This is a genomic window from Microbacterium sp. CIAB417, assembly GCF_022788845.1.
In genome coordinates this window covers 184,939-206,826 of record NZ_JAHZUT010000001.1, presented here as the reverse complement: position 1 = coordinate 206,826, position 21,888 = coordinate 184,939, and the positions used below count along the sequence as shown (strand labels likewise).

Below are 21,888 nucleotides of genomic sequence, written 5' to 3'. Positions count from 1 at the left end.
TAGGCAGCTCGGCACTGCTTCTTCTCGTACTTCTGTACTATACTGGCTTCATGGACGCAGCGATGCCGACACCCTCTTCCTCGGTTCTGAACCCGGGCGAGGAGATCGGCCTGCTGCTGGCGGATGCCGAGTGCTCGCAGGTCGATGCGAACCGGCAGGCCGCGTTGCAGGCGGCGCGGATGCTGCGCGTGGTGCAGTGCGCGCGTCGGCACCCGGAGCTCTACGTGGACGGCCTGGACGGCGCCGAGGCGATCGAGTTCGCGGAACGGGCGGCGATCCTGGACCTGGCGCTGCGGATGAACAGCACCGAGGATCACGTGTGCGGGCAGGTGTTCCTCGTCGAGCGCGCCCAGCAGCACCTCCCCGGGTTGTGGGAGCAGACCGCGTCCGGGTTCGCCTCCCTGTACCTGCTCGGGCGTGCCGTGCATGCGCTCGGTCTCGTCGCGGCCCCCGCAGACGCAACGGACCCGGAGCGCTCCGCGGAGCAGCGGGCGTTCGCGCGCATCGACGCCGCGTGCAGGGAATGGTCGCTCTCGTGCTCGCCGGCGTCCTTCAACCGCCGGCTGAAGCGGCTCACCGATCGGCTCGCGCTGCTTCCCGCCGAGGCGAAGCACGCTCGGGAGATGCGGGACCGGCGCGTCTGGATCGAGGACGCCGACGGAGGCATGGCCTGGCTCCACGCGCTGATGCCCTCCCATGAGGCGCACGCCGCGTTCCGTCGCATGACCAGCACCGCGAAGCACCTCACCAAGGACCGCCGCGAAGGGCGCACCCGCGATCAGTTGCGCGCCGATCTGACCAGCGCATGGCTGCGCGGTGTCGGCACCGACACCGCGGTGAAGACCAAGGTCTTCGTCACGGTCCCGGTCCAGCTGCTCGCCGCGGCGCGGGACGGAGCGCCGATCGACCCCTCCGTCGCCGAGGCGCTGGCGGCGGAGCAGGCCGAGATGGTCGGAGGCGACGCGATCGATGCGGTCACGGCGGCGCAGTTGTTCCTCGATGCGTCGGCCTTCCACCGCGTCATCACGGACCCGATCACGGGCGCGATTCTCGACATGGACCGTCGGAGCTACCGGCCCACGGAGGCGCAGCGCGACTGGCTCATCCTGAAGCACCGCACCTGCGCGCGAGACGGCTGCGAACGTCTCGCCGCCGATGCCGAGATCGATCATCGTCGACCGTGGGCCAGAGGTGGCAGGACCAACGCGGACAATCTCGCGCCGCTGTGCCCGCGCGACCACAGGCACAACCATCGCACCACCTTCCGCTACCGATCGCGACGCGACGGGACGGTCCAGGTGATCTCGCCGACCGGGCATGCGACCGAGCCCAACCCTCCCTTCTGAGACGGCGACTCTCGTCAGCCGCGTATCACCCCTCTGTGATCCCCTTCACGGCGCCCCCGCACGGTAGGCCGTAGGCGTGAAGCCCAGCACCGCACGGAAGTCGTGCGTCAGATGCGCGTGATCGGCGTAACCGAGTTCGGCGGCGACCGTGGCCAGGTCGGTGTCCGGATGCTCCCGGATCCGCTGCGCCGCCTCCTGCAGGCGTCGACGCCGGATCATCGCCAGCGGCGGGAGGCCGACGTATCGGTGCGCCAGCCGCTGGAGCGTGCGCAGGGAGATGGACAGCCTCGCCGCGGCATCCTCTGCCCGGACGATCTCGGGATCCGACATGAGAACCTCCGCCATCCGGTTCGCCTCCCGCGCCACTTCGGACGGCTCGCCGACCCGGCGGACGAGCCATGCCGCGAACGCCCCGACGGCGTCCGCTCGCTCCTGCTCCCCTCCGTCACCCATCGCCCGGACGACGGCGTCCCGCAGGTCCGGAGCGTCGAAGATGCGGGACCGATCGCGCAGCGCCGCCGGATCCTCGATGAGGGCTGCGACCGCGGCCGGCTTCAGCAGCGCCCCGACCGCCCAGCCCCGGCCCGTGAGATCGCGATGCGACGCCGCCGTGGTGGCGCCCACGAGCTCGACCGCATCTCCCTCGACGACGAGGTTCAGCGCCGGGTACGCGACGACGTGCTGCCGCGAGGACCGCCCCGGATCGATGTCCCACTGCGGTATCCAGAACCACTCGACGAGCTCCGCGGCCTCGCCCGGGGGCGGACAGCGGTGGAAGTCCGGCATCCGTGCGGGATACAGCACTCCACGCCGCGCATCGATCACGCGGGACAGGATAGCGCCGGCCCCGGACAGGGTGTCGCGAATCTCCAAGCGCCGGGATACGGCCGGTCCGTAACGTCGACGTCATGAACAGCACAGGACTCACCGGAGCGCACACCACCGACGGCCGCCCGAACAACGCGACCAGCCTCACCCCGTTCCTCGCGATCCCCGGGGCGGCCGACGCGATCGGCTTCTACCGCGACGTCTTCGGCGCCACCGTACTCGACGTCACGGAGATGGGCGGAACCGTCGTCCACGCCGATCTGGACTTCGGCATGGGGCTGCTGCAGATCGGCGAACCCACGTCCGAATACCATCTCGTGCCCCCGCCGTCCGGCGAGGACGACTGCTACTCTCTCGGCCTGTACGTCCCGGATGTGGACGCGGTCGTCGCGCGCGCGACGGCATCCGGCGCCACGGTCCGCGAAGCGCCGAGCGACTTCGTCTCGGGCGACCGGTTCGCGTCGATCCGCGATCCCTTCGGCGTGCGCTGGTCGATCATGTCCCGCGTGGAGGACCTCTCCCCCGCCGAGAGCGCCCGGCGGGTCGAGGAGTGGGCGGCGAGCTTCACTGCCGCGAGCGAAGCGCCGTGACGACGGCGGGAAGCAGCGCCTCGGCCGTCCGTCGGTAGCCCGCCGCGCTCGGGTGGAACCGATCGAGGCTGAACATCTCTTCGGGCTCCGCGTGGAACGTCGGCCCGACGAGCTGGCGCAGGTCGACCGGCACGGCGCCCGTCCGCCACGCGACACGCGTCTGCTCCAGGGCGAGACGCCGCGACATCCGTGACAGCAGCGACCGCAGCGGCTGGGGCACGGGACGCAGCGTCCCGAGGTCCGGGCAGGTGCCGACCACGACGGGGGTCCCGGCGTCCTGCAGCCGCAGGACGGCCTGCTCGAGCTGAGCCGACGCCACGGATGCCGGAACGAGGTGCGTGACGTCGTTGCCCCCGACGACGATGACCGCGACATCCGCGCGGTAATCGGGATCCAGTCCGTCCAGCTGCGCCTCGAGTGCCGAGGACTCCGAGCCGACCACCGCCGCCGTGCGCAGTCGCACGGGGCGCTGCAGCCGGCGCGCGACGGCCTTCGCGAGCCGGCCGCCGAGCGTCTGCTTGCGACGCTCAGCCCCCAGGCCGGCCGCGAGGGAGTCGCCGAGGAGCAGCAGATCGACGGGTCGCCCTTCGAGCGTCTTCCGCCAGACCCGGTCCGCATCCAGCGATTCCTCGCCCAGTGGCTTGCCGATCCGTCGGCGCGCGATCGCTGCCTGACGGGACAGGAGGATGCGGATGCCGAGCGCGGCGAGCACACAGGCGGCGAGCACGGCGCCGAGGATCCTCACGCGAGCCACGGTGCCAGCAAACACCGCAGGAGTGAACCCGGGGTGAATGGGCGGGGACGGCCGGGGACGCGCGGTCCCCGCGTCTCAGCCGAGCGGCTTGATCTCCAGAGCGCCAACCGGGGCGCCTGCCGCCACGGTCGCGAACGCCGTGTACCCGTCGGCGGCCGAGCGCTCGAGCAGCCCCTTGAGGTTCTTCGTCCGGCGCTCGAGGCGCACGCGCGAGCCCTGATCGATCAGCGCGGCCTTGTGCGCCACGAGCTCCACCACCGGCACGTCCTTGTCGTGCACGAGCACGACGGCCGCGGCATCCGCGTCCTCGCCGAGCTCGACGAGATCGACCAGGCGCTCGAACCCGAGCGAGAACCCGACCGCGGGCACCTGCTGGCCGAGGAACCGTCCGATCATCCCGTCGTAGCGGCCGCCGCCACCGAGCGAGTACGGCACGGACGGGTGCGCGAGCTCGAAGATCGTGCCGGTGTAGTACCCCATGCCCCGCACCAGGAACGGATCGAACACCAACGGAATGTCCGTCCGTCCGGTTCCGGCGGCCACGGCCTCGCCGATACCGACCAGGTGCGCGACGATCTCCTCCGGCGCCCCGTCCGGAAGCGCTCTGCGGATCTGCCGCTCGCCGTACGGGGTGTACTCCCTCGTCTGCGGGCGACGCAGGAACTGCTCGAAGGCGTCCACGGCGGACGACGTCGCCTGCCGCTCCCGCAGCTCGGCGACGATCCCGTCGGGGCCGATCTTGTCGAGCTTGTCGATGGTGATGAGCACGCCGGGACGCTCATCCGCGGTGAACCCGAACGCGTCCAGCATCCATTCCAGCGCCCGCCGGTCGTTGATGCGAACGCTCGCGTCGGAGAGGCCGAGCGCCGCGACGGCGTCCAGCGACGCCACCAGCAGCTCGGCCTCGGCACGGGCCGAGTCGTCGCCCATGACGTCGATGTCGCACTGCACGAACTGCCGGTACCGCCCCTTCTGGGGCCGTTCCGCACGCCACACCGACCCGATCTGGATCGCGCGGAACACCGCGGGCAGTTGTGCGCGGTTCGACGCGTAGAACCGCGCCAGCGGGACAGTCAGGTCGTAGCGCAGCCCCAGGTCGGACAGGCCGGCGGGGTCGCCGGCGGCGGCACGGATCGCGTCGGCGTCCAGACCCCGGCGCAGGATGTTGTAGGACAGCTTCTCGTTGTCACCGCCGATGCCGGCATGCAGGCGGTCGTACTCCTCCACCACGGGCGTCTCGATCTCGTCGAAGCCGTGCGCGCGGTAGCGCTCGCGGATGACGGAGAGGACGCGCTCTCGACGCGCCTTGTCGGCGGGGAGGATGTCGCGCATGCCGCGCGGCGGGTTCACGGTAGCCACGAGTCCATCTTTCCAGGTCTGCGGGTCCAGGCACCGCTAGGCGGACTCCGCGGCGCGGACCTCGCCCTCCAGCGCACGCGTGCGTTCACGCAGGGCGCGCTCGGCGTCCCATCCGTTCGCACGGGCCTGCGCGACGAGGGCGAGCAGCGCGTCGCCCAGCTCGGCTTCGGATGCCGGGGTGGCCTGCTCGGGGGACGGATGCTCGGGGAGCACGCGCGCGGCACGCCCGAGCACCTTCTGAGCACGCGACAGCGCCGGCATCCCGCTCGGGACGCCGTCCAGCACGCTCGTACGCGCCCGCTTCTCGGCCGCCTTCGCCGCGTTCCAGTGCACCAGCACCTCGTCCGGGGTCGTGGCGACCGCGTCCGCGAAGACGTGCGGATGGCGGCGCACCATCTTCTCGGTCAGCGTGCGCGCGACGTCGTCGATGTCGAACGGATCCTGCGGATCCTGCGCCGCGATCGCGGCGTGGAAGAGAACCTGCCACAGCAGATCGCCCAGCTCTTCGCGCAGCTCGGCGCGGTCCCCCGTCTCGACGGCGTCGATGACCTCGTGCGATTCCTCGATGAGGTAGGGGATCAGGTCGCGGTGCGTGATGCGCTGCGACCACACGCAGCGCTCGCGCACGGCGCGCATGGTCTCCGCCGCGTCCCTCAGCGCGTCGCTCATCGGTCTCCCCTCACCCGCCTCACGACGTCGCCGCGGAGTCCAGCCGCCGGTAGTGCGCCGCTCGCAGCGACACGATGATGCCGGACAGCACGAGAGCGGCGAGAGAGCCCACGAGGACGCCGAGGATGGCCTGATCGCGGATCTCAGCGTCGTCCGCGAAGGCCAGATTCGCCAGCAGCAGCGAGACCGTGAACCCGATGCCGCCGAGCGTCCCGGCGGCCAGGAGATCGGCGAGCTTCAGAGCCGGACCGCCCTGCGATCCGATCCGCATCGCCAGCCAGCCGAACAGTCCGATGCCGATGATCTTGCCGATCGGCAGCGCGAGCGCGATCCCGAAGAACGCCGGCGACAGCTCGGAGGGCGACACTGCGGGGATCACGACGAACGCGGCGGTGAAGGCGAAGACGGGGAGGATCCCGCCGTTCACCCAGGTCTCCAGCGCGTACCGGATGCGCATCGACGGGGCCTGCGCGACCGCGAGCCCCAGCAGCACACCGGCGATCGTGGCGTGCACGCCGGAGGCGGCGACCAGAGCCCACACCACGATGCCGATCACGACCATCGCCGCGCCGATCACGAAGCGGTTGCGCTCCTCGAGCTGACGGCTGAGCAGGCCGAAGACGACGACGCCGACCAGGGCGAGCAGGAGCAGCAGCCAGTTCAGGTCGTGTGCGAACAGCACGGCGATGAAGACGATGCCGATGATGTCGTCGAGGATGGCGAGGGCCAGGAGGAACACCCGCACGGTCGACGGCAGCCCTCGACCGAACACCGCGAGCACGCCGAGCGCGAACGCGATGTCGGTCGCCGTCGGGATCGGCCAGCCCGAGGCGGTCCGCGGCGCCCCCGCGATCACGAGATAGATGACGATCGGGACGATGACGCCGCCCGCGGCCGCGATCGCCGGCTGGATCGCCTTCCGCCAGGAGTTGAGCTCGCCGCTGGTGAGCTCGAACTGCAGCTCCATGGCGACGACGAAGAAGAAGATCGCCAGCAGGCCGTCGGAGATCCAGTGCTCGACCGAGAGATCGAGCCCGGTCCCCGGCACCGGGATGTGCAGATCGAGCACTCCCGCGATGGCGTCGTGCGCCGGGGTGTTGGCCAGGAGGAGCCCGATTCCGGCTGCCACCAGCAGCAGGATCGCGGGGAACTGCGCGGAGCGCAGGGGGTTGCGGGAGTCAGCCATCCCCTCCATGGTAGGGCGCGGCGGCGTCCGGCGTTCATGCGGCGTCACGCGGTCGGGCGGCCCCCTCGCATCGGGATACGCTCGAAGGATGACCCCCGAGCCCACGCCCACTGAGGCCATCCGCGTCATCGGCCGATTCGAGGCAGGCCGCGGCATCCCCGACGCCATGCGCGCCGACGTCCGCATGCTCGGCGCCCTGCTCGGCCAGGTGCTCCGCGAGTCCGGCACACCCGGCCTGTTCGAGGACGTCGAGCGGCTGCGCCTCGCGACCATCCAGGCCTACGACGAGTCCAGCACCGAGGCGTTCGAGCGCGCGGCATCCATCGCCGACTCCTTCTCGGTCGAACGTGCGGATGAGGTCGCCCGCGCCTTCACCGCCTACTTCCACCTGGTGAACCTCGCCGAGGAGCACCAGCGCGTCCGCGTGCTGCGCGAGCGGGCCGGACAGCCCGGCCGCGAGGACGCCGTGGACACCGTGGCCGCCGCCTTCGCGCAGCTGCGCCGCGAGGTGGGCGAGGACGAGGCCGCCCGCCGGCTCGCCGGACTCCGCTTCCACCCGGTCTTCACCGCCCACCCGACCGAGGCGCGTCGCCGCGCGGTCTCCACGAGCATCCGCCGGCTGTCGGATCTGCTGACCCAGCACGACGAGGCCAGCGATGCCGGAGCAGAGCAGCGCCGGGCACGGCGCCGGATGCTGGAGGAGATCGACACCCTCTGGCGCACCGCACCTCTGCGGGCGCAGAAGCCGACGCCGGTCGACGAGGTCCGTACGGTCATGAGCGTCTTCGACGAGACCCTCTTCACCACTGTGCCGCATGTCTACCGCCGCATCGACGACGCCCTGCGCGGCGACGAGTCCGGCGCGAGCGCTCCGGTCGTCCCCGCGTTCGTCCGCGTGGGCTCTTGGGTGGGCGGCGACCGCGACGGGAATCCCTTCGTCACGGCATCCGTCACCCGCCAGGCGGCCGAGATCGCGTCCGACCACGTGCTGCAGGGCCTCGAGCGCGCGCTCGCGCGCATCGGCCGCACGCTGACGCTGGATGCCGAGAGCACCCCGGTCTCCCCCGCGGCCGCGGCCCTGTGGGACGCGTTCGCCGCCGCGGAGCCCGAGGCCGCGGCCGACATCTCGACCCGGTCCCCCGAGGAGCCGCACCGCCGGCTGCTGCTGCTGTTCTCGCGGCGCGTCGCGGCGAAGCGCACGGGCGCGACGGGCGGATACACCGGACCCGAGGACCTGCTCGCCGACCTGCGCGTCGTGCAGGAGTCGCTCGTCGCCGCCGGGGCCCGCCGCCACGCGTTCGGCGGCGTGCAGCACCTGATCTGGCAGGTGGAGACGTACGGCTTCCACCTCACCGAGCTGGAGGTGCGCCAGCACTCCCAGGTGCACCGTCAGGCGCTCGCCGAACTGGATGCCGGCGGCGAGCTCAGCGAGAAGACGCGCGAGGTCCTCGACGTCTTCCACGCGATCGCGGAGATCCAGCGGGAGTACGGCCCGCGCGCCGCCGGTCGCTATGTCGTGTCGTTCACGCAGTCCGCCGAGGACCTCGCGAACGTGCGACGGCTCGCCCGCTGCGCGCTGGGCGACGAAGCACCGGTCCTGGACGTCGTCCCGCTGTTCGAGACCTTCGCCGATCTGCAGGCGGCACCGGCGATCCTCGCCGAGACCGTCCAGTTCCCGGAGTTCCGCGCGCGCATGGCAGAGACGGGGAACCGGCTCGAGGTCATGCTCGGCTACTCGGACTCCTCGAAGGACGTCGGCCCGGTCGCGGCGAACCTCGCCCTGTACGAGGCTCAGCAGAAGATCGCGCAGTGGGCGAAGGACGCCGGGATCGAACTGACGCTCTTCCACGGACGCGGCGGCGCCCTCGGACGCGGCGGCGGACCGGCCAACTCGGCCATCCTGGCCCAACCGCCGCACTCCGTCGACGGCCGGTTCAAGCTCACCGAGCAGGGCGAGGTCATCTTCGCCCGGTACGGCGAGCCCGCCATCGCCATGCGTCACATCGACCAGGTCGCGGCGGCCACGCTGCTGGCTTCCTCCCCCGGCGTCGAGCAGCGCACCAGCGGCGCGGCCGAGCGCTTCGCCGCGATCGCGGCGACCATGGACACCGCCTCGCGCGCCCGCTTCTTCGAGCTCGTGCACGCCGAGGGCTTCGCCCCCTGGTTCGCGACCGTCACCCCGCTCGAGGAGATCGGCCTGCTCGCGCTGGGCTCGCGTCCGGCGCGCCGCGGGCTGTCGGTGGAGTCGCTCGAGGACCTGCGTGCGATCCCCTGGGTGTTCGCGTGGACCCAGGCCCGCATCAACCTGGCCGGCTGGTTCGGCCTGGGAACGGCGCTGGAGGCGGTCGGCGACGAGAAGCTGCTCGCCGAGGCGTATCGCGAATGGCCGCTGCTGCACACCATGATCGACAACGTCGCGATGAGCCTGGCCAAGACCGACGAGCGCATCGCCCGTCGCTATCTGGCGCTCGGCGACCGCGAAGATCTCGCACAGCTTGTGCTCGACGAGCTCGCTCTCACGCGCGAATGGGTCATCCGCCTCACCGGCGGCACCGGTCTGCTCGAGAACAAGCCGATCCTGCAGCGCGCCGTGCAGTTGCGCAGCCCGTACGTCGACGCGCTCTCGCTGCTGCAGCTGCGGGCGCTGCGCGAGCTGCGTTCGGCCGACGAGTCCGCCACCGGATCCGGAGCGGACGCCGAGCAGCAGCGCCTGCTGCTGCTGTCGGTCTCGGGCGTGGCGGCGGGTCTGCAGAACACCGGGTGATCCCCGCGGTCCTGCTCACAACGTGCAGGGCGCTAAAGTGAGAACTCGTGTGCCCGACCGGCGCCTTCTCACGCGACACGATCGCCCTGCTCCGCATCCCCCATCCAGAAAGCCGCTCTCCGCGTGACCGCTACTGACTTCCATCCCCTTGCCGACGCCGTCCAGCCCGTCTTCGACACCGTCCGCACGCGCAGCCCGCACGAGCCGGAGTTCCAGCAGGCCGTGCATGAGGTGCTGCACTCGATCGGCCCGGTGCTCGAGCGCCACCCCGAGTACGCGGACGCGGGAATCGTGGAGCGCGTCGTCGAGCCGGAGCGCCAGATCATGTTCCGCGTGCCGTGGGTGGACGACGCGGGCCGCCTGCAGGTCAACCGCGGCTACCGGATCCAGTTCTCCTCGGTGCTCGGTCCGTACAAGGGCGGACTGCGGTTCCACCCCTCGGTGAACCTGTCGATCATCAAGTTCCTCGGCTTCGAGCAGATCTTCAAGAACGCGCTCACCGGCCAGGGCATCGGCGGCGCGAAGGGCGGCAGCGACTTCGACCCGCACGGCCGCTCGGATGCCGAGATCATGCGGTTCTGCCAGTCGTTCATGAGCGAGCTGTGGCGCCACCTGGGTGAGCACACCGACGTCCCCGCGGGCGACATCGGGGTCGGCGGCCGTGAGATCGGCTACCTGTTCGGCACCTACCGCAAGATCACCAACCGCCACGAGTCCGGCATGTTCACGGGCAAGGGCACGGGTTGGGGCGGCGCCGAGGTGCGCACGGAGGCGACCGGCTACGGCGCGGTGTTCTTCGCCGAGGAGATGCTCGCCGTCAAGGGCGACTCCTTCGAAGGCAAGCGCGTCGGCGTCTCCGGTTCCGGGAACGTGGCGATCTACGCGATCCAGAAGGCGACCCAGCTCGGCGCGACGGCGGTCACGGCATCGGACTCCTCCGGCTACGTCGTCGATGACGCGGGCATCGACCTGGATCTGCTCCGCCAGATCAAGGAGGTCGAGCGCGGGCGCATCGTCGAGTACGCGAACCGCCGCCCCGGCGCGCGCTTCGTCGAGGGCGGCCGCGTGTGGGAGGTGCCGGTCGACATCGCCGTGCCGTCGGCCACGCAGAACGAGCTGGACCTCGCGGACGCTCAGGCCCTCATCGGCAACGGCGTGCGCGCCGTCTCGGAGGGCGCCAACATGCCGTGCGTCCCCGAGGCCGTCGAGGCGTTCCAGTCCGCCGGAGTGCTGTTCGCCCCCGGCAAGGCGGCCAACGCCGGCGGTGTGGCCACCTCGGCGCTGGAGATGAGCCAGAACGCCTCGCGTCAGCGCTGGGCCTTCGCGGACAGCGAGCGCAAGCTCCGCCAGATCATGGCGGACATCCACCGCGCTTCCTTCGAGGCTGCCGAGCGCTACGGCGTCCCCGGCGATTACGTGGCAGGCGCGAACATCGCCGGCTTCGAGCGGGTCGCGGCGGCGATGCTCGCACAGGGCGTCATCTGACCCGAACCCTCGAGAGAGCCCGACCGCCGAGTCGGGCTCTCTTTCGTGAGCTCAGCGCACCCGGATGCCGTCCTTCCAGACGCCGGCCACCAGCGGCACGCCCGGACGATAGGCCAGGTGCACGCGGCTGGGAGCGTCCAGCAGCACGAGGTCCGCGCGCATGCCGGGAGCGATGACGCCGATGTCGCCACGACGCAGCGCCTTCGCGCCCCCGGCGGTCGCGGCCCGGACCGCCTCGCCCGGGGTCATCCCCATGTCGCGCACAGCGATCGCGATGCAGAACGGCATGGAGCTGGTGAAGCTGGAGCCGGGGTTCGTGTCGCAGGCCAGCGCCACCGACACTCCGGCGTCGAGGAGCCGGCGCGCATCCGGATACGGCTGCCGGGTCGAGAACTCGACACCGGGAAGCAGGGTCAGGACGGTGTCGGATGCCGCGAGAGCCGCCACGTCGTCCTCGGTGAGGTAGGTGCCGTGGTCGACCGAGGCGGCGCCGAGTTCGACGGCCAGTCGGACTCCTTCGCCGGGGCCCAACTGGCTCGCGTGCACGCGCGGTGCGAGTCCGCGGGCGATGCCCGCCTCCAGGATGCGCCGGGACTGCTCGACGGTGAACGCCCCGGTCTCGCAGAACACGTCGATCCAGCGGGAGTGGGGGGCCGCGGCATCCAGCATCGGCCCCGTCACGAGGTCGACGTAGGCCTCCGGACGGTCGGCGTACTCGGCGGGCACGACGTGGGCGCCGAGGAAGGTGACCTCGGCGGTGACCTCGGCGGCGAGGCGCACGAGCCGCTCCTCGTCAGCGACCGTGAGTCCGTACCCGCTCTTGATCTCGACGGTCGTCGTCCCCTGCGCGAGCATCTCATCGATGAATCCGCGCAGCCGCGTGCGCAGCTCCTCGTCCGAGGCCGCGCGGGTCGCCGCGACGGTGGAGCGGATCCCGCCGGCGGCGTACTTCTCACCCGCCATGCGCGCCTCGAACTCCGCGGCGCGGTCGCCCCCGAAGACGAGGTGGCTGTGGCTGTCCACGAATCCCGGGATGACGGCTCGCCCCGCGGCATCCGCCACCTCCTCCGCACGCGGTGCCGCCGCGGCGTCGCCGACCCAGGAGATCAGGCCGTCCTCGACCAGGACGGCGGCGTCGCGCAGCAGGCCCTCTCCGACGTTGGTCGTGAGCTCCGCGATGTTCGTGATGAGCGTGTTCACAGCATCGGCACCTTCAGGCCGCGCTCGCGGGCGACGTCGCGCGCGTGCTCGTATCCGGCGTCGACGTGGCGCATGACACCCGTGCCGGGATCGTTCGTGAGGACGCGGGCGAGCTTCTCCGCGGCCAGGTCCGAACCGTCGGCGACGGTCACCTGGCCGGCGTGGATGGACCGCCCGATCCCGACCCCGCCGCCGTGATGCAGCGAGACCCAGCTCGCCCCGGACGCCGTGTTCAGCAGCGCGTTCAGCAGCGGCCAGTCGGCGATCGCGTCCGAACCGTCCTTCATCGCCTCGGTCTCCCGGTAGGGCGAGGCGACCGACCCAGAGTCGAGGTGGTCGCGGCCGATCACGATCGGCGCCGACAGCTCGCCTGAGGCCACCATCTCGTTGAACCGCAGTCCGGCGAGGTGGCGTTCCTGGTACCCCAGCCAGCAGATGCGCGCGGGAAGACCCTCGAAGTGCACCTTCTCCCCGGCCTTCTCGAGCCAGCGGTGCAGCGCGGTGTCCTCGGGGAACAGCTCGGCGATCGCCCGGTCGGTGCGCCGGATGTCCTCCGGGTCGCCGGAAAGCGCAGCCCAGCGGAAGGGCCCCCGACCCTCCTCGAACTGCGGCCGGATGTACGCCGGCACGAAGCCGGGGAACGCGAACGCCCGCTCGAACCCGCCGAGCTCTGCCTCTGCACGGATCGAGTTGCCGTAGTCGAACACGGCGGCTCCGGCATCCTGGAACGCGACCATCGCGGCGACGTGCGCGGCCATGGACTCGCGGGCGCGCCGGGTGAAGTCCTCCGGGTCCCGGGATGCCTCGCCCTTCCAGTCCTCGAACGCGACGCCGAGAGGCAGGTACGCCAGCGGATCGTGCGCGCTGGTCTGGTCGGTCACGATGTCGATCGGCACGCCGCGACGCAGCAGCTCGGGGAACACCTCGGCGGCGTTGCCGAGCACACCGACCGACAGCGCCTCGCCGGCGTCCTTGGCGGCCAGGACGCGCTCCACCGCGGCATCCAGGTCGGTCGTGTACTCGTCGAGGTATCCGTGCGCGACGCGACGGGAAAGGCGCGACTCGTCGACGTCGACGATGAGCACGGTGCCCTCGTTCATCGTCACGGCGAGCGGCTGCGCCCCGCCCATGCCGCCCGCGCCTGCGGTCAGGGTCAGCGTGCCTCGCAGCGAATCGCGCCCGAGCGACCGCGCGACGGCGGCGAAGGTCTCGTAGGTCCCCTGCAGGATGCCCTGCGTGCCGATGTAGATCCAGCTTCCCGCGGTCATCTGCCCGTACATGATCAGCCCGAGCTCCTCGAGACGGCGGAACTCCGGCCACGTCGCCCAGTCGCCGACGAGGTTCGAGTTCGCGATGAGCACGCGCGGCGCCCACTCGTGCGTGCGGAACACGCCGACGGGCTTTCCGGACTGCACCAGGAGCGTCTCGTCGGGCTCGAGCTCGTCGAGCGTGCGCACGATCGCGTCGTACGCCTCCCAGTTGCGCGCTGCGCGGCCGGTGCCGCCGTAGACGACGAGGTCCTCGGGATGCTCGGCGACCTCGGGGTCGAGGTTGTTCATCAGCATCCGCTTGGCGGCCTCGGCGCCCCAGCTCTTCGCGGTGCGCTCCGGCCCGCGCGGGGCCCTGATCTCACGAGACATGCGCGTGCTCCTTCGCTGCCCGGACGACGGCGCCCGATCGGACGAGTTCGGTGACGGCCTCGATGTCGGGCGACAGGAAGCGGTCGGGACCCGGACCGCCGGCGACGGTGCGGACGAGGTCGCGGACGGCGCCGGTCGCGGGGCCCGGCTGCAGCGGTGCGCGCAGATCGAGCGCCCGCGTGCCGGTGAGGATCTCGATCGCCAGGACCCGCGTCAGGCCGTCGATCGCGCGACGCAGTTTGCGCGCCGCCGACCAGCCCATCGAGACGTGGTCCTCCTGCATCGCCGAGGACGGGATGGAGTCGACGGATGCCGGGACCGCGAGGCGCTTGAGCTCCGAGACGATCCCGGCCGCGGCGTACTGCGCGATCATGAGCCCGGAGTCGACCCCCACCTCGTCGGCGAGGAACGGCGGCAGACCATGGCTGCGTGCGGGATCCAGCGCGCGATCGGTGCGGCGCTCCGAGACGCTCGCGACGTCGGCCACCGAGATCGCGAGGAAGTCGAGCACGGCCGCCACCGGAGCGCCGTGGAAGTTGCCGTTCGACTCGATGCGGCCGTCCGGGGTGATGATCGGGTTGTCGATGACGCTCGCGAGCTCGCGCGACGCGATCGTCGCGGCGTGCTCGGCGGTGTCGCGCGCAGAGCCGTGCACCTGCGGCGAGCAGCGCAGCGAGTAGGCGTCCTGCACGCGCCCGTCCTCCGGGCCCTTGTGGCTCGCGACGATCGGCGAGTCCGCGAGGAACGCGCGCAGATGGGCTGCCGACACCGCCTGCCCGGACTGCGGCCGCAGCGCCATGAGGTCGGCGGCGAACACGGCGTCCGTGCCGAGCTGGCTCTCCACGGACAGCGCGGCGGCGACGTCCGCGGTCGTGAGCAGGGTCTCCAGGTCGGCGAGAGCGAGCGCCAGCATCCCCAGCATCCCGTCCGTGCCGTTGATGAGCGCGAGCCCCTCCTTCTCCTCCAGGACGAGCGGCTCGATCCCGGCGGCCGCGAGGGCTTCGGATGCCGGGACGAGTCCGTTCCCGGTGCGCACCTCCCCCTCGCCCATCGCGGCGAGCGCGATGTGCGCGAGCGGAGCGAGGTCGCCGGAGCATCCCAGCGACCCGTACTCGCGGACGACCGGGACGATTCCCGCGTTCAGCAGGTCCGCATAGGTCTCGGCGACGACGGGTCGCACGCCCGTTCGCCCCGAGGCGAGGGTCTGCAGGCGCAGCAGCTGCAGTCCGCGCACGACCTCGCGCTCCACCTCGGCGCCGGTGCCCGCGGCGTGGGAGCGGATGAGGCTGGCCTGGAGCTGCCTGCGACGATCCGCAGCGATGAACGTCGTGGCGAGGGCGCCGAATCCCGTGGAGACGCCGTAGTGCGGATCGGGGTCGGCGGCGAGAGCGTCCACGATCGCGCGCGTCTCGGCGACCCGGTCGAGGGCTGCGGTGTCGATCGCGACCGGCGCGTCGTGACGGGCGACGGCGACGACGTCGGCGACGGACAGGGGCTCGGCTCCGACGTGGACAGGGGGATGCGCGCTCATGCTCCCGATTCCACACCCCGGCGACGGCCCGCGACAGCCTTCCGTGCGATCATGTGTCTGTGATCCCAGACATGAGCGGCAGACCGTCGCCCCGGGTGCCCGCAGCCGATCAGACGCTGCGGATCCTGCGTCACCTGGCCGGACGGCCGGCGCCGGTCGCGGCGTCCGCGATCGCCCGCGACCTGGAGCTGCCCCGATCCACCGTGTACCACCTGCTCGCGACCCTCGCCGAGCACGGCTTCGTGCTGCATCTGCGCGAGGAACGCCGCTGGGCTCTGGGCACCGCGGCCAGCGAGCTGGCCGGCGGGTTCGCCAGGCAGCAGCCGCTCGCGCGACTCGGGCGGCCGCTCGTCGCCGCGCTGGCGGACCGGCTCGGCGAGAGCACCCATCTGGCCGTGATGAGCGGCGCGGACGTCGTCTACATCGTCGAGGAGCGCGCACCCCGGCGACCGGCCCTGGTGACGGATGTCGGGGTACGGCTGCCCGCTCATCTGACCGCCACCGGCCGTGCCATGCTCGCCGCCCTCCCCCGTGAGCAGGTGCGCGCGCTGTTCCCGGACCGCTCCGCGTTCCCGACCCGCACCGGCGACGGACCGTCAGGGCCCGCGGAACTGCGGGATCTGCTGCGCGAGGTGCGCGTCCGGGGCCTCGCGATCGAGGACGGCGAGGTGACACCCGGACTGCGATCGGTCGGCGCCGCCGTCCACGATGCGGCGGGCTGGCCGATCGCAGCGGTCGCGGCCACCTGGTCGACGGATGCGGGACCCGAGGAGCAGGCGGCCGCGACTGCTGTCGCCGAGACGGCATCCACGCTGGAACGACGCCTTCGGCGATGAGGCCGGCGTTCGGATCAGCCGGACGCGCCCTTGCGCGGCTTGATGAACGCGGCCGGCTCCCTCTTCTCGCGCTTGGCCGCTCTCCTCTCCTTCAGAGTGAGCTGCGGGGTCTTCCTGCCGTCGCGTGCGCGCGGTGACTTGCCTGACATGTGAACTCGCTTCCCCTTCGTCGGCTGGCGGGTGAATGATCGACCATATCCGGTTCCTGCAGGAAGTCAAATTTCCTGCTGACCGGGAAATTCCTCCGTCGGATGCACCCGCCGGAATCCGACCCGTGATCGGGAGCGGACACCGGCGCGTAGCCTGCAGCCATGACGGATGAGACGCGCGAAGAGGTGTGGTGGGAGGACGGTCCGATCTTCTCGACGACACGGGCGGGGAGTCGCATCGTGTCCGTCGGACCGGACGCCGACCTTCCCCGCCTCGACGCCGTCCAGGTTCTGATGCTCGCGATCGCCCCCGTCTTCTGCGGCATCCTGATCGCGCTGGTCCTGCCCGCGAGCTTCCCGCCGCTCGCGGCCGCCCTCGGCTGGAGCGCCTGGCACCTGCTCTGGTGGATCCCGCTCGTCCTGGGGGCGGCGTGGATGCTCATCACCGTCGTCCCCGCCTGCTACGCGCTCCTCGAGGAGGCGTTCGGACAGGCCTCGCTCGCGATGCGCGGCGCGACCTGGATCGTGGCCGGCGGCACGGCGATCGCGCTGCTCGTCTGGTCGTGGCTGCTGTCCGGGAACCGCGAGCCGTTCATCGCGGACCTCGCGCCGTTCGTGGGGTGGGGAGCCGCCGCGAGCGCGGTCGTCGCGGTCGGTGCGCTACTGCTGTTCCTCCTGAGCGTGTCCTCGGTCCGCCGCGTGACGCGCGAGATCCTGCAGCTGCGCGCACACGGGCGCCACCTCCCGGGGGAGGTCGCGATCGTCCCGGACCCGTCTCTGTGGATCCTCGCGCGGCCGCAGTTCCGCATCGAGGTGCGCTTCGTCGACGGCGAGCGCCGGCGCACGATCACGGCGGCGATGAGCACGACAGCCCACCGGGTGCCCCTCCCCGGATCACCCGTGCTCGTGCTCGTCAGCCCGCACGGCCGGACGCACGTCGAGCCGGATCCCGATCGCCCTCTGGACTTCGCGACCGACATCTCGCGTTACACGGCGCCCAGCGGCGAGGGCGGCAGCTGACCGGGCGCTACGCTCGAGAGCGTGCTCGATACTCTCACCGGATTCGCCGTGGTGGGACTCGCGATCGCCGTCGGGTACGTCATCGGCCGCATCGACCTGCTGGGCCCGCACGCGCGCCACGTGCTCGGGCGGCTCACCTTCTTCGTCCTGTCCCCGTTCCTGCTGTTCACCGTGCTCGCGCAGGCCGACGCGAAGGTCCTGTTCTCCTCGCTGCTTCCGGTCTCGGCGATCGCCGCGGCCGTCGTGATCGCCGCCTACGCGCTCGTCGCCCGAGTGTTCTGGAAGCGGGATGTCGGCGAGACCGTCATCGGCGCCCTGTCCGCCGGCCAGGTGAACTCCAACAACATCGGCATTCCGCTGTCGCTCTACCTGCTCGGCAGCGCCGCGTATCCCGCGCCCGTGATCCTCATGCAGCTGCTGGTGTTCACGCCCATCTCGCTGACGATCCTCGACGCGGTCACCGCCGCGAGGAAGAGCTCGGTGTGGCGCACGATGGCTCGCACGGCGACCAACCCGATCATCCTCGGCTCGGCGCTCGGCACGCTCGTGTCGGTCCTCGGGATCGACCTGCCGCCCATCGTCATGGAGCCGGCCGTGCTGCTCGCGAACGCATGCGTGCCGGTCCTGCTGGTCAGCTACGGCATCTCGCTGTTCGGCCAGCGCGTGCTCGGCACCTCCGGCCAACGCCGCGACGTGCTGCTCGCCTCCTCGCTGAAGCTGCTGGTGATGCCGGTGATCGCGTGGCTCGTCGCGCAGTTCCTGTTCGGTCTCAGCGCGCACGAGGTGCTCATCGTCGTCGTGCTGGCCGCTCTCCCCACCGCTCAGAACGTCTTCAACTACTCGCAGCGCTACGACATCGGCGAGGCGATCTCGCGCGACACCGTGTTCATCACGACGATCGGCTGCGTGCCGGTGCTGCTGGTCGCGACTCTGCTGCTGGGGTGAGGCGCGACCTGTGATCGGGAGCGCCCCGCGCGCCTAGCCTGATTCCGGGAGGTGCGCATGAAGGAGCCGTGGTGGGTCAGCGGTCCGGTGTTCTCCGTGTCGGACCACGGGGGACGAATCACGGTCCTTCCTCCCGGCGAGAACATCGGCCGTCTCGACCTCGGTCTGCTGTTGCGAATGGTCGGCACCGCCGGCGCCTGGCTGATCCTGATGATCCTCTCCGCGCCGCGCACGACCGGCCCGGTGCGCTCGGAGGCGCTCCAGGAGATGTCCCGGACGTGGTGGTGGCTGGTTCTCCTCGCCGGTGCCGCGGTGCTCATGATGTGGTCCACGGCTGGTCTCTTCGCCGTCGCCCGGCGCATCTTCCGGCAGCTCGACATCGCCTTCGTCATGGCGGCGTGTGCAGCGTGCGCGGGCTTCGGCGCCGGAATGGCGATCGACGCGGCGATCGCGACGGCCTCGCCGGTCGAGACGACGGATGGCGTGATCTCGCTGTTCTTCATCGCAGCCGCCCTGCTCGGCTTCGCCGGATCGGCCACCTGGCTGCCGTTCGCCGTCGCCCGGGCGCGACGGCGAGGGCGGGCCATCGCGCGGCTGCGGGAACGCGGACGGCGTCTGTTCGGAACCGTCGTGTCGATCGGCCGCATGACGGGTGACATCGGCGGATTCACGCAGTTCCGCGACACCCGCATCGTGTACCGAGACGGCGACGCCGAACGCGACATCGCGGTGGCGATGTCGGCCACTCCCTCACGCGTGCCGCTGCCCGGGTTCGGCGTCGTCGTGTTCACCGATGGCGTCCAGGTCCACATCGAGCCGGACCGCGAGGTGCCGGTTCACCTCGATCCGGATTCCGAGAAGTACCGGCACACGGCCGACGGCGGAGGCGGGTGAGCCTGATCGTCAGCGGGCCGGGTCCGCCCGCAGGATCGCCGGAAGCACGATGTGCGCGTCCGGGATCATGCCCGGTGTCACCCGCTTGCGGAAGATCCAGTAGCTCCAGGCCTGGTACAGCAGGATCACCGGAAGCGACACGGCTGCGATGACGGTCATGACGCCGAGCGTGTAGGGGCTGTTCGAGGCGTTGGCGATCGTCAGGTCGAAGGCCGGATCCACGGTCGAGGGCAGCACGAGCGGGAACATCCCGGCGAACACCGCCGCGGCGCCGAAGAGCCCGAACCCGGCGTAGCCGATGAAGGCCGTGCCCTCGCGGCGTCGGCGCGCCGCGATCCAGCCCACCACGGCCCCGGCCACGGCCAGCGCGATGAACGTCCACGCGAGAGGGGTGCCGCCGTGGGCGAGCTGCACCCAGATCGCCCATCCTGCCGCCGGCAGAAGGCACAGCGGAGCCCAGCGCGCGGCGAAGCGTCCGGCGCGCTCGCGCACCGGGCCGTCCGCCTTGAGACCGAGGAAGGTCGCGGAGTGGGCAAGGGAGAACCCGACGACGGCCAGCCCGCCGAGCACGGCCGGGACGGTCAACCAGACGAAGGGGCCGCCCACCCGGTCGCCGTTGGCGTCGATCGGCAGGCCGAGCGAAGTCAGGGCGAGCGCCGCGCCGATGCAGAACGCCACGATGAGGGAGCCGAGCCCGATCATCCACGTCCAGAACGTGCGCCAGCGCTCGGTGTGGATCTTTCCGCGGTACTCGATGCCGACCGCACGGACGATGAGCCCGACGAGCGTGATCGTCAGCGGGACGTACAACGTGGAGAACAGCGAGGCGTACCAGGCCGGGAAGGCGGCGAAGATCGCGGCGCCCGCCGTGATGAGCCACACCTCGTTGCCGTCCCAGACCGGACCGATCGTGTTCAGCATGACGCGGCGATCGCGCTCGGAACGCGTCGAGAAGATCATGTGCATGCCGACGCCGAGGTCGAACCCCTCGAGCAGCAGGTATCCGATCCACAGCACGGCGATCGCGATGAACCAGACGATGGGAAGCGGTTCCATGGTGATTCCTCTCGTTCCCGATCAGTAGGCGAAGGCGAGGACGTCGTCGCGCCGGTCGCCGTCGGTGCCGTCTCCGGGGCCGTCGTCGTCGGCATCCCGGTGCCCGGAGAGCTCCGGCATGGACGCTGCGACCCCGCCGCGGATGTATTTGGTCATGAGGAAGAGCTCGATCACCAGCATCACGCCATAGACCGCCGTGAGGGTGATGACGGAGAAGAGCATCTCGCCAGCAGTGACCCCGGGTGAGACGGCGGCCGCCGTGAACATGAACACCCCGTCGATGCCGGTCGCGTCCGGGTTCGGGGCGACGACGAAGGGCTGCCGTCCCATCTCGGTGAAGATCCAGCCGGCGATGTTGGCCGCGAACGGAGCGACGATGCCCAGCAGCGCCAGGCGCATGATCCACGGCGATCGCAGGACCGTCCCCTTGCGGGTGAGCCACAGGGCGATGACGGCGCCCGTCGCGACGATGCCGCCCAGCCCGATCATGAGCCGGAAGCCCCAGTACGTCACCCACATCACCGGCACGTACTCGACCTCGCTGCCGGCGCGGTCGCCGTACAGCTCGTCGTTCGGGATCGTCTCGCCGTACTGGTTCACGTACTGCGGCTCGAGATCGCTGATGCCGGGCATCTCGGCGCCCCACTCCCCCGTGCCGAGGAATCCGAGCACGCCGGGGATCTCGATCAGGGTGACGACGTCGGAGCAGTCGCGCGATCCGGGGTCGCCGAGGGAGAGCACCGAGAAGGCCGATCCGGTGTGGCAGGCCGCCTCCGCCGCCGCCATCTTCATGGGCTGCTGCTCGTACATGAGCTTGCCCTGGATGTCCCCCGTGGCGACCGTGCCGGCGAAGCCGAGGATCGCGACGATCGCGCCGAAGCGCAGCGACCAGATCCAGACGCCGTGGTCCTTCCTGTCGCGGCCGGGCACGGCATCCGCTTCGCCCACGACGACCCGTCCCTGAGCGTCGACCGTGTCGATGCCGTCGTGACGACGGCGCCAGAGGTGGTACCACGAGATGCCGAGCAGGAACATGCCTGCGACCACGAGCGCACCGAAGATCGTGTGCGTGTACGCCGCCAGCGCGGTGTTGTTCGTCAGCACCGCCCAGACATCGGTCATCACCGGACGTCCGTCGGCTCCGAGCTCGACGCCGACCGGGTGCTGCATCCACGAGTTCGCGACGATGATGAAGTACGCCGAGATCCAGGACCCGATCACGGCGCACCACAGGGCCGCCAGGTGGATCCCCTTGCGCAGGCGCCCCCAGCCGAAGATCCAGATGCCGAGGAAGGTCGACTCGACGAAGAACGCGAGCAGTCCCTCCATGGCGAGCGGCGCCCCGAAGACGTCGCCGACGAAGCGGGAGTACTCGCTCCATGCCATCCCGAACTGGAACTCCTGCACGAGGCCGGTGGCGACGCCGACGATGAAGTTGATCAGGTAGACCTTGCCCCAGAACTTCGTCATGCGCAGGAACTTCTCATCCCCGGTGCGCACCCACGCCGACTGCATGATCGCCACGGACATGCCGAGCCCGAGGGTCAGCGGCACCATCAGGAAGTGGTACACGGTCGTGATGCCGAACTGCCACCGGGCGATGTCGAGCACGTCCACTGCTGATCTCCTTCGCAGA

19 protein-coding genes are annotated in these 21,888 nt (G+C 71.0%); 8 read left to right on the top strand and 11 right to left on the bottom strand.

Going from position 1 to position 21,888, the window contains the following annotated elements; translation table 11 throughout:
• Positions 1–50: 50 nt before the first annotated feature.
• Positions 51–1,346: an HNH endonuclease signature motif containing protein gene (locus KYX17_RS01040; protein ID WP_243224693.1), complete on the top strand. Its 1,296-nt coding sequence runs from the start codon at positions 51–53 to the stop codon at positions 1,344–1,346.
• A 45-nt stretch (positions 1,347–1,391) separates the two neighbouring features.
• Here KYX17_RS01040 and KYX17_RS01035 read toward each other — a convergent pair whose 3' ends face one another.
• Positions 1,392–2,171 carry a helix-turn-helix domain-containing protein gene (locus KYX17_RS01035; protein WP_243224692.1) on the bottom strand — a complete coding sequence of 260 codons (780 nt, stop codon included), beginning with the start codon at positions 2,169–2,171 and terminating at the stop codon, positions 1,392–1,394.
• A gap of 83 nt (positions 2,172–2,254) precedes the next feature.
• Between KYX17_RS01035 and KYX17_RS01030 the strand changes: the two genes are divergently transcribed.
• Positions 2,255–2,764 (top strand): glyoxalase/bleomycin resistance/extradiol dioxygenase family protein, encoded by a 510-nt coding sequence (locus KYX17_RS01030; protein WP_243224691.1) that lies wholly within the window; start codon positions 2,255–2,257, stop codon positions 2,762–2,764.
• On the opposite strand, the gene KYX17_RS01025 is transcribed toward KYX17_RS01030, so the two are convergent.
• The 4 genes from KYX17_RS01025 to nhaA form a co-directional block, all read right to left on the bottom strand.
• Positions 2,739–3,518 (bottom strand): SGNH/GDSL hydrolase family protein, encoded by a 780-nt coding sequence (locus KYX17_RS01025; protein ID WP_308220826.1) that lies wholly within the window; start codon positions 3,516–3,518, stop codon positions 2,739–2,741. The two genes, KYX17_RS01030 and KYX17_RS01025, sit on opposite strands and share 26 nt — an antisense overlap.
• A gap of 75 nt (positions 3,519–3,593) precedes the next feature.
• Complete coding sequence (gene hisS, locus KYX17_RS01020) at positions 3,594–4,850, bottom strand: histidine--tRNA ligase (protein ID WP_243226140.1); 1,257 nt, start codon at positions 4,848–4,850, stop codon at positions 3,594–3,596.
• Positions 4,851–4,913: 63 nt separating this feature from the next.
• On the bottom strand, positions 4,914–5,546 hold the full coding sequence (locus KYX17_RS01015) for a MazG family protein (RefSeq protein WP_243224690.1): 633 nt from the start codon (positions 5,544–5,546) through the stop codon (positions 4,914–4,916).
• A 19-nt stretch (positions 5,547–5,565) separates the two neighbouring features.
• A complete protein-coding gene (gene nhaA, locus KYX17_RS01010; RefSeq protein ID WP_243224689.1) occupies positions 5,566–6,732 on the bottom strand; it encodes a Na+/H+ antiporter NhaA in 1,167 nt (388 codons plus the stop codon).
• A gap of 88 nt (positions 6,733–6,820) precedes the next feature.
• Here nhaA and KYX17_RS01005 point away from each other — a divergent pair, with 88 nt between their 5' ends.
• Both KYX17_RS01005 and gdhA read left to right on the top strand, forming a co-directional pair.
• Positions 6,821–9,496 (top strand): phosphoenolpyruvate carboxylase, encoded by a 2,676-nt coding sequence (locus KYX17_RS01005; RefSeq protein WP_243224688.1) that lies wholly within the window; start codon positions 6,821–6,823, stop codon positions 9,494–9,496.
• Between the two features lie 123 nt (positions 9,497–9,619).
• Positions 9,620–10,981, top strand: coding sequence for an NADP-specific glutamate dehydrogenase (gene gdhA, locus KYX17_RS01000; RefSeq protein WP_243224687.1), 1,362 nt, complete (start codon positions 9,620–9,622; stop codon positions 10,979–10,981).
• Between the two features lie 51 nt (positions 10,982–11,032).
• On the opposite strand, the gene hutI is transcribed toward gdhA, so the two are convergent.
• The 3 genes from hutI to hutH are packed head-to-tail and all read right to left on the bottom strand — an operon-like array spanning position 11,033 to position 15,352.
• Positions 11,033–12,181 (bottom strand): imidazolonepropionase, encoded by a 1,149-nt coding sequence (gene hutI, locus KYX17_RS00995; protein WP_243224686.1) that lies wholly within the window; start codon positions 12,179–12,181, stop codon positions 11,033–11,035.
• On the bottom strand, positions 12,178–13,821 hold the full coding sequence (hutU, locus tag KYX17_RS00990; RefSeq protein ID WP_243224685.1) for a urocanate hydratase: 1,644 nt from the start codon (positions 13,819–13,821) through the stop codon (positions 12,178–12,180). Before hutU ends, hutI begins: the two co-directional genes overlap by 4 nt.
• Positions 13,811–15,352 (bottom strand): histidine ammonia-lyase, encoded by a 1,542-nt coding sequence (gene hutH, locus KYX17_RS00985; protein WP_243224684.1) that lies wholly within the window; start codon positions 15,350–15,352, stop codon positions 13,811–13,813. The genes hutU and hutH overlap by 11 nt, the downstream gene beginning before the upstream one ends.
• A 71-nt stretch (positions 15,353–15,423) precedes the next feature.
• On the opposite strand from hutH, the gene KYX17_RS00980 reads away from it, so the two are divergent.
• Positions 15,424–16,188, top strand: coding sequence for an IclR family transcriptional regulator (locus KYX17_RS00980; protein ID WP_243224683.1), 765 nt, complete (start codon positions 15,424–15,426; stop codon positions 16,186–16,188).
• 14 nt (positions 16,189–16,202) lie between these two features.
• Here KYX17_RS00980 and KYX17_RS31950 read toward each other — a convergent pair whose 3' ends face one another.
• Complete coding sequence (locus tag KYX17_RS31950) at positions 16,203–16,337, bottom strand: hypothetical protein (RefSeq protein ID WP_283818065.1); 135 nt, start codon at positions 16,335–16,337, stop codon at positions 16,203–16,205.
• Between the two features lie 162 nt (positions 16,338–16,499).
• Between KYX17_RS31950 and KYX17_RS00975 the strand changes: the two genes are divergently transcribed.
• Genes KYX17_RS00975 through KYX17_RS00965 form a run of 3 tightly spaced genes read left to right on the top strand, consistent with a single transcriptional unit; the run spans position 16,500 to position 19,196 of the window.
• On the top strand, positions 16,500–17,357 hold the full coding sequence (locus KYX17_RS00975; protein ID WP_243224682.1) for a hypothetical protein: 858 nt from the start codon (positions 16,500–16,502) through the stop codon (positions 17,355–17,357).
• Positions 17,358–17,378: 21 nt separating this feature from the next.
• The gene (locus tag KYX17_RS00970; RefSeq protein ID WP_243224681.1) at positions 17,379–18,302 is read left to right on the top strand and encodes an AEC family transporter; all 924 of its coding nucleotides are present in this window, start codon (positions 17,379–17,381) and stop codon (positions 18,300–18,302) included.
• Positions 18,303–18,359: 57 nt separating this feature from the next.
• Positions 18,360–19,196 carry a hypothetical protein gene (locus tag KYX17_RS00965; RefSeq protein ID WP_243224680.1) on the top strand — a complete coding sequence of 279 codons (837 nt, stop codon included), beginning with the start codon at positions 18,360–18,362 and terminating at the stop codon, positions 19,194–19,196.
• Between the two features lie 9 nt (positions 19,197–19,205).
• Here KYX17_RS00965 and cydB read toward each other — a convergent pair whose 3' ends face one another.
• Both cydB and KYX17_RS00955 read right to left on the bottom strand, forming a co-directional pair.
• Complete coding sequence (gene cydB, locus KYX17_RS00960) at positions 19,206–20,252, bottom strand: cytochrome d ubiquinol oxidase subunit II (RefSeq protein WP_243224679.1); 1,047 nt, start codon at positions 20,250–20,252, stop codon at positions 19,206–19,208.
• A gap of 21 nt (positions 20,253–20,273) precedes the next feature.
• On the bottom strand, positions 20,274–21,869 hold the full coding sequence (locus KYX17_RS00955) for a cytochrome ubiquinol oxidase subunit I (RefSeq protein WP_243224678.1): 1,596 nt from the start codon (positions 21,867–21,869) through the stop codon (positions 20,274–20,276).
• Between the last annotated feature and the right edge of the window lie 19 nt (positions 21,870–21,888).